The sequence below is a fragment of the Microbaculum mangrovi genome (assembly GCF_051390635.1).
Classification (GTDB): Bacteria; Pseudomonadota; Alphaproteobacteria; order Rhizobiales; family Tepidamorphaceae; genus Microbaculum.
This window is the reverse complement of the sequence record NZ_JBPODT010000004.1, coordinates 514,204-527,052: the sequence shown is the minus strand read 5'-3', so window position 1 is coordinate 527,052 and position 12,849 is coordinate 514,204. Positions and strand designations below refer to the sequence as shown.

General features: G+C 66.9%; 12 protein-coding genes. 9 read left to right on the top strand and 3 right to left on the bottom strand.

Annotation, left to right across the window (positions count from 1 at the left end; translation table 11 throughout):
* The first annotated feature begins 28 nt into the window (after nt 1-28).
* The 7 genes from tesB (at nt 29) to ACSF9G_RS19210 (ending at nt 9,230) form a co-directional block, all read left to right on the top strand.
* The gene (tesB, locus tag ACSF9G_RS19240) at nt 29-898 is read left to right on the top strand and encodes an acyl-CoA thioesterase II (protein ID WP_436643745.1); all 870 of its coding nucleotides are present in this window, start codon (nt 29-31) and stop codon (nt 896-898) included.
* A gap of 313 nt (nt 899-1,211) precedes the next feature.
* Complete coding sequence (locus ACSF9G_RS19235; RefSeq protein WP_261615803.1) at nt 1,212-1,550, top strand: P-II family nitrogen regulator; 339 nt, start codon at nt 1,212-1,214, stop codon at nt 1,548-1,550.
* Nucleotides 1,551-1,607: 57 nt separating this feature from the next.
* The gene (amt, locus tag ACSF9G_RS19230; protein ID WP_436643744.1) at nt 1,608-2,960 is read left to right on the top strand and encodes an ammonium transporter; all 1,353 of its coding nucleotides are present in this window, start codon (nt 1,608-1,610) and stop codon (nt 2,958-2,960) included.
* 288 nt (nt 2,961-3,248) lie between these two features.
* Nucleotides 3,249-4,550 (top strand): ammonium transporter, encoded by a 1,302-nt coding sequence (locus tag ACSF9G_RS19225; protein ID WP_436643743.1) that lies wholly within the window; start codon nt 3,249-3,251, stop codon nt 4,548-4,550.
* A gap of 167 nt (nt 4,551-4,717) precedes the next feature.
* Nucleotides 4,718-7,315, top strand: coding sequence for an FtsK/SpoIIIE family DNA translocase (locus ACSF9G_RS19220; protein WP_436643742.1), 2,598 nt, complete (start codon nt 4,718-4,720; stop codon nt 7,313-7,315).
* A 133-nt stretch (nt 7,316-7,448) separates the two neighbouring features.
* On the top strand, nt 7,449-8,120 hold the full coding sequence (locus ACSF9G_RS19215; RefSeq protein ID WP_436643741.1) for a LolA family protein: 672 nt from the start codon (nt 7,449-7,451) through the stop codon (nt 8,118-8,120).
* Between the two features lie 291 nt (nt 8,121-8,411).
* Complete coding sequence (locus ACSF9G_RS19210; RefSeq protein WP_436643740.1) at nt 8,412-9,230, top strand: exodeoxyribonuclease III; 819 nt, start codon at nt 8,412-8,414, stop codon at nt 9,228-9,230.
* Nucleotides 9,231-9,284: 54 nt separating this feature from the next.
* Here the strand turns inward: ACSF9G_RS19210 and ACSF9G_RS19205 are convergent, their stop codons facing one another.
* On the bottom strand, nt 9,285-9,683 hold the full coding sequence (locus ACSF9G_RS19205; RefSeq protein ID WP_436643739.1) for a tautomerase family protein: 399 nt from the start codon (nt 9,681-9,683) through the stop codon (nt 9,285-9,287).
* 110 nt (nt 9,684-9,793) lie between these two features.
* On the opposite strand from ACSF9G_RS19205, the gene ACSF9G_RS19200 reads away from it, so the two are divergent.
* A complete protein-coding gene (locus ACSF9G_RS19200) occupies nt 9,794-10,648 on the top strand; it encodes a LysR family transcriptional regulator (protein ID WP_436643738.1) in 855 nt (284 codons plus the stop codon).
* Nucleotides 10,649-10,890: 242 nt separating this feature from the next.
* Here ACSF9G_RS19200 and ACSF9G_RS19195 read toward each other — a convergent pair whose 3' ends face one another.
* Nucleotides 10,891-11,376, bottom strand: coding sequence for a cyclic nucleotide-binding domain-containing protein (locus ACSF9G_RS19195; RefSeq protein ID WP_436643737.1), 486 nt, complete (start codon nt 11,374-11,376; stop codon nt 10,891-10,893).
* The gene (locus ACSF9G_RS19190; protein WP_436643736.1) at nt 11,373-12,086 is read right to left on the bottom strand and encodes a response regulator transcription factor; all 714 of its coding nucleotides are present in this window, start codon (nt 12,084-12,086) and stop codon (nt 11,373-11,375) included. Before ACSF9G_RS19190 ends, ACSF9G_RS19195 begins: the two co-directional genes overlap by 4 nt.
* A 99-nt stretch (nt 12,087-12,185) precedes the next feature.
* Between ACSF9G_RS19190 and ACSF9G_RS19185 the strand changes: the two genes are divergently transcribed.
* On the top strand, nt 12,186-12,719 hold the full coding sequence (locus ACSF9G_RS19185; protein ID WP_436643735.1) for a L,D-transpeptidase family protein: 534 nt from the start codon (nt 12,186-12,188) through the stop codon (nt 12,717-12,719).
* The last annotated feature ends 130 nt before the right edge of the window (nt 12,720-12,849 follow it).

Here is a 12,849-nt window from a genome sequence, read left to right as displayed (position 1 = left end):
TCGCGCATCTTCCGGAGGGTGTAAGCGCATGTCGACTGCGGTCAAGAACCTGATTTCGATCCTCGACCTTGAACGGCTCGAGGACAACCTGTTTCGCGGTCGCAGCCCACAGGACGGCTGGCAGCGCGTCTATGGCGGCCAGGTGATCGGTCAGGCGCTCGTCGCCGCCTCCCGGACGGTGGACGCGAGCCGGCTCGCCCATTCCCTGCACGGCTACTTCATGCTCGGCGGCGATCCCAAGGTGCCGATCATCTACGAGGTAGAGCGCATCCGCGACGGCGGCAGTTTCACCACCCGGCGCGTCGTCGCGGTCCAACACGGCCGCGCGATCTTCTCCATGTCCTGTTCCTTTCACCTCGACGAGCCCGGCCTCGACCATCAGTTCGAGATGCCCGACGTGCCGCAGCCCGAGACCCTGCCCGGCGAGGCGGAACTGGTCTCCAAGTTCCCCGACATGATCCCCGAGCCGATCCTCAAGTACTGGCAGCGCGAGCGGCCGATCGAGTTCCGGCCGGTCGATCTGTCGCGCTATCTCGGCGCGCCGAAGAAGGAGCCGTATCAGCAGCTCTGGTTCCGCGCGACGGCGCCGCTGCCCGATTCGCCGGAGATCCAGCGCTGCGCGCTCGCCTACGCCTCCGACATGACGCTGCTCGACACCTCGCTGGTGGCCCATGGCCGCAGCGTCTTCGAGCCCGACATGATGGTCGCCAGCCTCGACCACGCCATGTGGTTCCATCGCCCGTGCAAGTTCGACGACTGGCTGCTCTACGCCGAGGACAGCCCGTCGAGCCAGGGCGCGCGCGGCTTCAACCGCGGCCTGATCTTCACCCGCGACGGCACCCTCGTCGCCTCCACCGTGCAGGAAGGCCTGATTCGCCAGGTGACGCGGGACAAGTGATTCAGAATTCCGCACATTCCCGACCCGCGAACGACTTGCCTATATTTTAAACACACGTCATTCAGCGCCTAATTTATAGGCATTATTGCCGCCGGCGCCCTGGCCGGCGTGCGTCCAGGATTCTGAAATACACGTGAAATCAACCAGTTAGCCAACTTCTCAGCAACTGGCACGGCTCTTGTTTTGTACGGCCCTCGAGACCTGTCCGCGTCGCCCGTCCGGCGCCCGCCGGGTGGACCGACCGGACACGGTTCTTCGTCAGCGTTCGCGGCACGCGCCGCGGACGGAGGTCGGAACAGGACAGGGAGCCGACATGAAAATCGTCATGGCTATCATCAAGCCCTTCAAGCTGGATGACGTCCGCGAGGCCCTCACCGCCGTGGGCGTGCAGGGCCTCACCGTCACCGAGGTGAAGGGATACGGACGACAGAAGGGACACACCGAGATCTATCGCGGCGCCGAATACGCCGTCAGCTTCCTGCCGAAGCTGAAGATCGAGGTGGTGGTGCCTTCGGACCAGGTGGACACGGTCGTCGATGCGATCTCCGGAGCCGCGCGCACCGGCCAGATCGGCGACGGCAAGATCTTCGTTCACGGCATCGACCGCGCCGTGCGCATCCGCACCGGCGAAACCGACGCGGACGCGCTCTAGGGCGTGGCCCCAGCGCGTCGAAAAACCCGCGAAACAGTTTTCAGGGGATCAGATCCGATGAATCTGCGTAAGCTACTCTACATTCTCGCCGGGGGCGCGACGTTGAGCGCCCTCGTGATCGAGCCGAGCCTCGCCCAGACGACGGAAACCGCCGTCGAGGTGACCGAGGCGGTCGCCACCGGGGTATCCGCCGAGACGGCCTACATCTTCAACACCTTCCTGTTCCTGGTCACCGGCTTCCTGGTGATGTTCATGGCGGCCGGTTTCGCCATGCTCGAAGCCGGCATGGTGCGCACCAAGAACGTCTCGATGCAGCTGGTGAAGAACATCGCGCTGTACTCGATCGCCTCCATCATGTTCTGGATCGTCGGCTACAACCTGATGTACGACGGCGTCGACGGCGGCTATATCGGCTCCTTCCTGCCGAAGATGATCCCGGCGCCCGACGCCGATCCGGGCGACTATTCGGCGGCCTCGGACTTCTTCTTCCAGCTGGTGTTCTGCGCCACCACCGCCTCGATCGTCTCGGGCACGCTGGCCGAGCGAATCAAGCTGTGGCCGTTCCTCATCTTCACCGTCGTCCTGACCGGCTTCTTCTACCCGATCACCGGCTCCTGGCAGTGGGGCGGCGGCTGGCTCAGCGAGCTCGGCTTCTCCGATTTCGCCGGCTCGACGATCGTGCATTCGGTCGGCGGCTGGGCGGCGCTCTCCGGCGCCATCCTGCTCGGTGCGCGCAAGGGCAAGTTCGGCGCCGACGGCAGGGTCCACCCGATCCCCGGCTCGTCGATGCCACTCGTCATGCTCGGTGCGATGATCCTGTGGCTCGGCTGGTTCGGCTTCAACGGCGGCTCGCAGCTCGCCCTGGGCTCGGCGGCCGACGCCTCGGCGGTGTCGCGCATCTTCGTCAACACCAACATGGCCGCCGCCGCCGGCGTCATCGCCGCCATGGTCGTCACCCAGCTGATCTACAAGAAGGTCGACGTCACCATGGCCGTCAACGGCGCGCTCGCCGGCCTCGTGTCGATCACCGCCGAGCCGCTCGCGCCCAGCCTGTTCATGGCGCTGGTCATCGGCGGCATCGGCGGCATCATCGTCGTCATCGTCGTCCCGCTGCTCGACAAACTGAAGATCGACGACGTCGTCGGCGCCATTCCGGTCCACCTGGTCGCCGGCATCTGGGGCACGCTGGCGGTGCCGATCACCAACGCCGATGCCGGCTTCGGCACCCAGATCATCGGCATCGTCGCCATCGGCGCCTTCACCTTCGTCGCCTCGGCGATCGTGTGGACGATCCTCAAGGCCACCGTCGGCATCCGGGTCGGCGAAGAGGAAGAGGCGAGCGGCCTCGACCTGGCCGAGATCGGCGTCGAGGCATATCCCGAATTCGGGACCGGCAGCCAGCGGCTGTAGGACCTGCGAGTATCCTCCCGGCGCCTGGCCAAGGCGTCCTCCTGAACGGCCCGGTCATCCCCGGGCCGTTTTTTTGCCCGCGGACCCGACCGCCGACACAGCCCAAAAACCGGGCATGTGCACAGTTGTGCGGCAGCCTCGCGAATCGCCAGATTCGTAGATTCGCGATTTGAATCAATACGATGCCGCTGCCGAAAGCTTTGGCACACCCCTTGAAGTAAAGCCAGCGGCGGAAAGCCGGCCCGACCGTAGACCCCTGCCGGCGCGAATGTGCGGAGGACAGCGATCATGAAGCAATTCCACCGCGGCGGACTTGGCGCCGCCGCGATCTGGCTGGCCACGCTCGGTCAGGCCGCCGCCCAGGACACGACCGGATCATCGCTCGATTCCGGCGACACCGCCTGGATGCTCACCGCGACCGCGCTGGTCCTGATGATGACCATTCCCGGCCTCGCCCTGTTCTATGGCGGCATGGTCCGCCGCAAGAACGTGCTGGCGACGATCATGCAGAGCTTCGCGGTCGCCTGCCTCGTCACCGTCCTGTGGATGGCGGCGGGCTATTCGATCGCCTTCACCGACGGCGGCGCGCTCAACGCCTGGATCGGCGGTTCCGACCGGCTGATGCTCGCCGGCCTCGGCGTCGATTCGGTGTCCGGCACCGTCCCCGAGACGGTGTTCGCGATGTTCCAGCTTACCTTCGCGATCATCACGCCGGCCCTGATCTGCGGGGCGTTCGCCGACCGCATGAAGTTCTCGGCGCTGCTCTGGTTCGTCGGCGCCTGGCTGCTGGTTGTCTATTGCCCGATCGCCCACTGGGTGTGGGGCGGCGGCTTCCTCGCCGACGACGGCGTCCTCGATTTCGCCGGCGGCACGGTGGTGCACATCAATTCCGGTATCGCCGGCCTCGTCGCCGCGCTCGTCATCGGCAGGCGGGTCGGTTTCGGCACCGAGAACATGGCGCCGCACAATCTGGTCCTCTCCGTGATCGGCGCGTCGCTGCTGTGGGTCGGCTGGTTCGGCTTCAACGCCGGCTCCGCGGTCGCCGCCAACGGCCTTGCCGGCATGGCGATGGCCGTCACCCAGATCGCCACCGCCGCCGCCGCGCTCGCCTGGATGTTCGTCGAATGGGCCACCCGCGGAAAGCCGAGCGTGCTCGGCATCATCTCCGGCGCCGTCGCCGGCCTCGTCGCGATCACCCCGGCCTCGGGCTTCGTCACCCCCTCCGGCGCGCTTTGGATCGGCCTGATCGCCGGCCTCGTCTGCTTTTGGATGGTGACCTGGGTGAAGGGCAGGCTCGGCTACGATGATTCGCTCGACGTGTTCGGCATTCACGGCATGGGCGGCATCGTCGGCGCGGTGCTGACCGGGGTGTTCGCCGCCCCGGAGATCGGCGGCGCCGCTGGCCCGCTCCACGGCAATGCCGGGCAGGTCTGGACCCAGATCGTCGGCATCGCCGCGACGGTCATCTGGTCCGGACTCGGCGCCTTCGTCATCCTCAAGGTGATCGACCTCACCATCGGCATCCGCGTCTCCAAGGACGTCGAAGTCGAGGGCCTCGACGTCAATCTGCACGGCGAAGTCGTGCACTGACCGCGGTCGACCTTCCGTTTCGGCCCGCGCGGAGCCCCCGCGCGGGCGTTTTGCCGGCCCCACGAGATGCCGGTCGGGGCGTCAGGGTTAATGGCCTCTTTACCCGTGGCGAATAGCGTCTGGTGGAACATCGTCCGGCGTCCCGGACGGGATGGAAACCAGGACCCATGAGCGCGACCGGATCGCCGTTCAGCGACGAAGTCAGTCTTACCGAGCGCCTGCGCGACGCCGCCGAACGCCTGTCGACCCAGGCGACCGGCCTGGCCGTGCTGGCGCTTGTCTGCGCGATCGTGCTCGCGCTTGCCACGTGGTCGGTTCAGGACCCCTCGCTGTCCCACGCCACCGAGAGCGCGCCGGTCAACCTGCTCGGCTTTCCCGGCGCGGCGATGGCCGACCTGATGATGCAGATGCTCGGGCTTGCCTCCGGGGCGATGCTGATTCCCGTCGCCGCCTGGGCGGTTCGGCTGATCGCCGACAATCCCGTCGGGTCGATCGCGCGGCGCCTGGTCGCCTGGCTTCTCGGCTCGGCCTTCGCCTGCGCGTTCTTCGCCGCCATTCCCGCTCCGGCCGGCTGGCCGCTACCGTCCGGCCTCGGCGGGCTCGTCGGCGACGCGCAGCTTTACGTCACCGGATTCCTGCTGTCGCCGGTCTTCGGCGGGCTCGCGGCGGTTCCCGCCGGCCTGGCCGCCGGCGTCGGCGCCACGATCCTGCTCGCCTATGCCGCCGACATTGCCCTGCCGCGCCTGCGCAGCCGCGACGCGGACGATCGCGACCGCGAGCACGAGTGGCAGGCGCGCCGCGCCGCCCGCCACGATGACGACCATGATGACGGGGGAGACGACGAGGGCGATGACGCCGGATCGGCCGGCCTCGTCCCGCTCGGCCTGATCCAGCACGGCTGGCTGAGCTTCAAGGCGCGCCTGCGCCGCACGATCGGCCTGAAGCCATCCCCGGGGGGTACCGGGGCACCGCGCCGGACCGCCGCCGGCGGCGGAACCCTGACCAGCCTGTGGCGACGTCTCGTCGAGGACGAGCCGCTGGACGCCGTTCCGGTGACCGGCCGGGTCGAACCGAATTTCGGCGGCGACGATCCCTGGGGGCCGCCGGCGCAGGAACCCGACGACGGCTGGGACGACGACGGCTGGGACGAACAGGAAGACGACGACGACGAGCCGGCCCAGCGCGTCACGCCGGCCAAGCAGCGCCTCAAGCAGGGCCGCCGCGCCTCGAAGGAGGCGCAGCCGTCCTTCTTCGGCCAGGGCTACGAGTTCCCGCCGCTGCGATTGCTCGCCGAGCCCAAGCAGGTGCGCAACAAGACCGCCAACGACACCGAGGCGCTGGAACAGAACGCCCGGCTGCTCGAGACCGTGCTCGAGGATTTCGGCGTCAAGGGCGAGATCATCAACGTGCGCCCCGGTCCGGTGGTGACGCTGTACGAGCTGGAGCCGGCGCCGGGCACCAAGTCCTCGCGCGTCATCGGCCTGGCCGACGACATCGCCCGCTCGATGAGCGCGATATCCGCGCGCGTCGCCGTGGTGCCGGGCCGCAACGTCATCGGCATAGAGCTGCCGAATTCCTTCCGTGAGACCGTCTACCTGCGCGAAATCCTCGCCTCCGAGGTGTTCGAGAAGTCGAAGGCCAAGCTGCCGCTTTGCCTCGGCAAGACCATCGGCGGCGAGCCGGTGCTGGCCGACCTCGCCCGGATGCCGCATCTGCTGATCGCCGGCACCACCGGCTCGGGCAAGTCGGTCGCCGTCAACACCATGATCCTGTCGCTGCTCTACCGGCTCGGCCCCGACGCCTGCAAGCTGATCATGATCGACCCGAAGATGCTGGAACTGTCGGTCTATGACGGCATCCCGCACCTGCTGTCACCGGTCGTCACCGATCCGCGCAAGGCCGTCGTCGCGCTCAAGTGGACGGTCCGCGAGATGGAGGACCGCTACCGCAAGATGTCGAAGATGGGCGTGCGCAACATCGACGGCTTCAACGCCCGCGTCGCCGAGGCCAGCCGCAAGGGCGAGACCATGGTGCGCACCGTGCAGACCGGCTTCGACCGGGAGACCGGCGAGCCCGTCTACGAGCAGGAGGAGATGGACCTCTCGCCGATGCCCTTCATCGTCGTCATCATCGACGAGATGGCCGACCTGATGATGGTCGCCGGCAAGGACATCGAGGGCGCCGTCCAGCGGCTCGCGCAGATGGCGCGCGCCGCCGGCATCCACCTGATCACCGCCACCCAGCGCCCCTCGGTCGACGTCATCACCGGCACCATCAAGGCCAACTTCCCGACCCGCATCTCCTTCCAGGTCACCTCCAAGATCGACAGCCGCACGATCCTCGGCGAACAGGGCGCCGAGCAGCTGCTCGGCCAGGGCGACATGCTCTACATGATGGGCGGGGGCCGCATCACCCGCGTGCACGGGCCGTTCTGTTCCGACGAGGAAGTCGAGGACGTCATCGCCTTCCTGAAGCAGCAGGGCGCGCCGGACTACCTCGACGAGATCACCGAGGAGAGCGACGACGGCGGTTTCGAGATCCCGGGTCTTGTGTCCGGGGGCGAGGCGGACGATCTGTTCAGGAAGGCGGTGGAGGTGGTACTGCGCGACGGCAAGGCCTCGACCAGCTACGTCCAGCGCCGCCTGTCGATCGGCTACAACCGCGCCGCCACCCTGATCGAGCGGATGGAAGAGGAAGGCATCATTTCCAGGCCCAATTCAAAGGGCCAGCGCGAGATCCTGATCGGCGAGGGCGCGGAGGGGTAATCGGGGGAGGGGTTGGCGCCGCCCGTTCGGTTGCGCCCGATCGACCCGCCGGAAACCCCGGTCGCGGTTTCGCCACATGGCGATGTCAGTGGATGCCGCAACGACCGGATAGCGTGGGAAACATCCCCGGAACATGAAGACTGGAACCGTCATGGCTTTCGCCAGAAAATTGATGATCGCGACCTTCGCCGCCGCCCTCAGCCTGTCGTCGGCGGCCCATGCGGCGAAGACCGACGCCTCGCAGTTCTCGATCGAGCAGATCGCCGCCATCGACCAGGTCAGCGCCTATCTCAACACCATCACCACGCTGACCGGCGATTTCGTGCAGACCGCGCCGGACGGCGGCGTCACCCAGGGCCGTTTTTTTATCGAGAAGCCCGGCCGGCTGCGTTTCGAATACGCCCCGCCGGCGCAGCTGCAGATCGTCTCCGACGGCCTGTGGGTCGCGGTTCAGGACAAGAAGCTGAAGACCACGGAGAAGTATCCGCTCGTCACCACGCCGCTTCGCATGATCCTGTCCGACAATGTCGACCTGATGCGCGACGCCAAGATCCTCGCGGTCTTCCCCGAGACCGATCTCGTCACCCTCTCCATCGAGGAGACCACCGGCGAGGCGCCCGGCACGCTGACCCTGATGTTCGATCCGTCGGAGAACCGGCTGACGCGCTGGACGGTGACCGACGTCCAAGGCCTCGACACCACGGTTTCGCTGGAGAACACGGTGGCGGGCGAGCCGATCGATCCGTCGAAATTCCGGATCATCGAGCATCGGATTCTCGACGTCGGCGGCACCAACACACGCTGACTTTGGGTTACTTCACGAATCCGTGTTTTTCGGCAAAAGTCTTGAAGCCCCCCCGGGTCGATCCCATTTCTTTACATAGTGGCGGCAAGGCAAATGTTTCGGTAACGCCCCCGTCTCGCCGAAATGACCTTGTCGCTGACGCCGGCGTTCCCTCCCGGCGTTCCGCCTGAAACGCGGACGGCGCCCGGTTCTCTCCCCCCGAGAGCCGGGCGCTTTGTATTTGCGCGCCGGTTGCCGTAGCGGCTTGCACGCGTTAGAGCGAACCCAGCCACGCCCGCAGGATCGATACTCGTGCCGCTGACCATCGCCACCTGGAACATCAATTCCGTGCGTCTGCGCCAGGACCTGGTCGCCCGTCTGGCGGCCGAAAGGGCCCCGGACGTGATCTGCTTGCAGGAGACCAAGTGCCCGAACGCCAGTTTCCCCTCGAAGGCGTTCGAGAAGCTCGGCTACACGCACATCGCCATAAACGGCCAGAAGGGCTATCACGGCGTCGCCGTGCTGTCGCGCCGGCCGATGAAGGACGTGGTGGCGCGGCCGTTCTGCGACATGGGCGATTCCCGCCACATCGCCGTCGACGTCGAGGCCAGGGGCGGCCGCAGCGTCCGGATTCACAATTTCTATGTCCCCGCCGGCGGCGACGAGCCCGATCCCGGGATTAACCCCAAGTTCGCCCACAAGCTTGCGTTCCTGGACGAGATGATCGATTGGTTCGGAACCGAAACGGAAGCCGTCGCGCCGACCGACGGCGCCATCGTCCTCGGCGATCTCAACATCGCCCCGCTGGAGGACGACGTCTGGTCGCACAAGCAGCTTCTCAGGGTGGTCAGCCACACGCCGGTGGAGACACAGAGGCTGGAGCAGGTGCGCCGGGCCCTCGACTGGGTCGACGTGGTGCGCCGCGACATTCCCCCGCCCGAAAAGCTCTACACCTGGTGGAGCTACCGGGCGAAGGACTGGGACGCCGCCGACAAGGGCCGCCGGCTCGATCACGTCTGGCTGTCGAACGGGTTTTCAGACGCCTGCGACCGCGTCGAGGTGCTGCGCGAGGCCCGCGGCTGGGAGCGCCCGTCGGATCACGTGCCGATCATCGTCCGGCTCGACGTCTAGCCCGCCGGATCGCCCGTCGTGGCACCTCAGCCGGGGCGCCGCAGCCAGGGTACCTCAGCCATGCGATGACTTTCCCGGCCCGAACTGCATCTCGCCGTTCCCGACGGACCAGTTTTCCTTCGGGGTGTCGTAAATGGTCACGAAGACGTTCTCGGGGCTGATGCCCGGGCGTTCGGCCAGCAGCTCGCCGATCCGGCGAAACAGCGCGGCCTTGTGCGCGACGGTCCGCGTGTCGAACAGCGTTATCGCGATATAGACCAGGTCGTCGGTGCGCGCGATCCCGAAGGCATCGCCATACCGGAAGTTCGCCGCATCATGTTCCGTTAACGTCATGAAGCGGTCTCCTGCGGGGACATCCAGGGTCTCGCGCAGCGCGGCATAGAGGCTGTCCAGAATCGCCTGACGGTAACTCTCCGGTTTTCCGGCGCGCATCGAAACGTGCGAAATCGGCATCCCTGATCCTTTCCTGATGCTTTCGGGCCAATAGGACATTCAGGGTATGGAGTGGCGATCCATATTGATATGCTATCGCGAGATATATCAATGATTACGGATTGTAATGTATGGAGCGCTCCCTGGACGTCGATGCCGTACGGGCCTTCGTTCACGTCGCCGACACCGGCAGCTTTACCCGCTGCGCCGAGGTCATGGGGACATCGCAATCCGCGATCAGTCTCAAGATCAAGCGCCTCGAGACCCGGCTCGGCCAACGCCTGCTCGAGCGCACGCCGCGCTCGGTACGGCTTTCGGCCCCGGGGGCGATCTTCCTCGAACGGGCGCGCGACCTCGTTGCCGCGCACGATCGTGTGCTCTGCGCGTTCGGCACCTCTCGGCAGCGACTCGCGATCGGCATCAGCGACCATGTCGCGGGGCCGGAGCTGCCGACCCTGATTGCGCGCATGAATGCCCGCGACACCGGCGTGCTCATCGAAATCAGGATCGGCTCCACCGGCGAGCTTCTGCAGGCCTTCGATCACCGCGAGCTGAACGCGGCCATCGTCCGCTTTCACGACGACCGCGACGACGGGGAGATCATTACGGAGGAGAAATTCGGCTGGTTCGCGGCCTCCGACTGGCGCCACCGGCACGGCGAGCCGATCCCGGTGGCGACGATGCCGGAGCCGTGCGGCGTCCGCAGCCTGGCCTCGAGGCTTCTCGATGACGCCGGGATCGACTGGACCGAGATCTTCATCGGTGGCGGCGTCGCGGCGGTGTCCGCCGCCGTCACGGCGAAACTCGGCGTCGCGGCGCTGGCGCGCCGGATGCTGCCGTTCGGTGTCGTCGACGTCGGGCCGGCGCTTGGCCTTCCGGACCTGCCGCGCTTGCCGATCGTTCTGCATTCGCGCGTCCGCGACGGCCGGTCGGCGGCGATCCTCGCCGAACTTTCGGCGGCGTTCCGGAGCGCCGCGCGGGATTGAGGGGTCAGGGGGCCGGGCGCGCCCGCCGGATCATGGGCCCGCCATCTCCGCGCGGCGTAGTCCGAATTTGAGGGCGCGACGACAGCGATCTGATTCCGGGGAATCTTTCGCGCCGTGTAAAGGCCGTCGCCCGACGCCTGGCCGTCGTGCCGGGGACAAAGCCTGCCGGCACCCGAAAATCAATCCGGAATAGCATTAGCAAACACCTGCACCAAGACCGGCGACGTCCCGCCGCTGCACGGCTAATCCGTCTTGTCCGGCTCCGGCCCGTCGAGCGCCAGGATCCGCTCCCGGGTGTGGCCGAGCTCGGCGTTCAGTTGCGCCAGCCGCTCCGACAGCGACGTGCGCATCCGCGCCGCCATGTCGGGATATTCCTCGAGCACCCGTCGCAACAGGCGCCGCGACACGGCCATCAGGTTGGTCGGCTCGACCGTGACGGCGGTGACCGGCCGTGTCGTGGAGCACAGCAGCGCCAGCTCGCCGATCAGCGCGCCCGGCCCGACGATCGCCTCCTCGCGCCGCCCGCCCGCGCGCTCGCTCGACAGCGCCACCGCGCCGGAAACGACCACATAGCCGCCGTCGGCCTCCGCGCCCTCGCGAAACAGCGTCGTTCCCTCGGGCAGACGCAGCGGTTCGGCGGAAAACGCGATCAGGCGAAGCTGTTCGGACGAAAAATCCGCGAAAATCGGGATGGATTGCAGGAAATCGACGTCCTGATCGAGGGTCACGCCTGTGCGCTCCCCACCGATCCCCGGGGCACCAGCTTGTAGCCGCCGGCCTCGGTGACGAGCAGCTCGGCATTGGAGGGATCGCGCTCGATCTTCTGCCGCAGCCGGTAGATATGCGTTTCCAACGTGTGGGTGGTGACGCCGGAATTGTAGCCCCACACCTCGTGCAGCAGCACGTCGCGGGTGACGACCTTTTCCCCGGCCCGGTACAGGAACTTGAGGATCGAGGTTTCCTTCTCGGTCAGGCGCACCTTGGAGCCCGTCTCGTCGACCATCATCTTCAGGGCCGGCTTGAAGGTATAGGGCCCGATCGAGAACACGGCGTCCTCGCTCTGCTCGTGCTGGCGCAGCTGCGCGCGGATGCGCGCCAGCAGCACCGCGAAGCGGAACGGCTTGGCGACATAGTCGTTGGCGCCGGATTCCAGCCCCAGGATCGTGTCGGAATCCGATGCCTGACCGGTCAGCATGATGATCGGCGCCTTGAAGCCGTGCTTGCGCAGGATCTTGCAGGCCTCGCGCCCGTCCATGTCGGGCAGGCCGACATCGAGGATCATCAGGTCGACCCGGTCGGCCTTGGCCATGGCCATGCCGTCCTTGGCGCACTGCGCCGTGGCGGTCGAGAATTCGTCGTGCAGCGCCAGCTGCTCGACCAGCGCCTCGCGCAGATCCGCGTCGTCGTCGACGATCAGGATGTGCTTCGCCGTGCTCATCAATGCGTTCTCCGAAATGTCGCACCGGCCCCGTCACCGGTGTAGAACACGTTGGTTACGGACCGCAAGGCGGCTCAACTCCGGGGCGGGAGAGGGATAGTGGCGGCAAGGCGATACCTGAGACGGCTCCGGGTCCACAAGACCGGCCCCGATCGGCACACCGGCCTGCTCTCCGCCGATGGTCTCGCGGTCCCCTGCGCGCTCGGACGCGGCGGCATCACGACGGCTAAGCGCGAGGGCGACGGCGCCAGCCCGCGCGGCGAGTTTCCCTTGAGAAAGCTCTATTTCCGCCCCGATCGGGGCCCGGTTCCGCCAACCGGGCTCGATATCGAGGCGATCACCCCGGATCTCGGCTGGTGCGACGACCCACAGAGCGGGTTTTACAACCGGCCCGTGATCCTGCCGTTCGCCGCCCGGCACGAACGCATGTGGCGCGACGATCACCTCTATGATCTCGTTATTGTGATCGGCCACAACGACGCGCCGCCGCGAAAGGGCTTCGGCAGCGCGATTTTCATGCATCTGGCGAAGCCCGGCTTCCAGCCCACCGAAGGCTGCGTCGCGCTCCGGCGCGCCGACATGATTCGCCTGCTGCCGCGACTCGGGCCGGATACGGTCATCGCCATCGGCTAGTGGCGGTTGCCGCGATGGCAACGCTCCAGCGCTCGCATTGCAACCGAACCCGCCCGCAACGTCATTGCCGGGCGTGGACACGCGATGCCTGAAACGAGCCGGGGCATGACGGATGGGTAGGACGGATGTC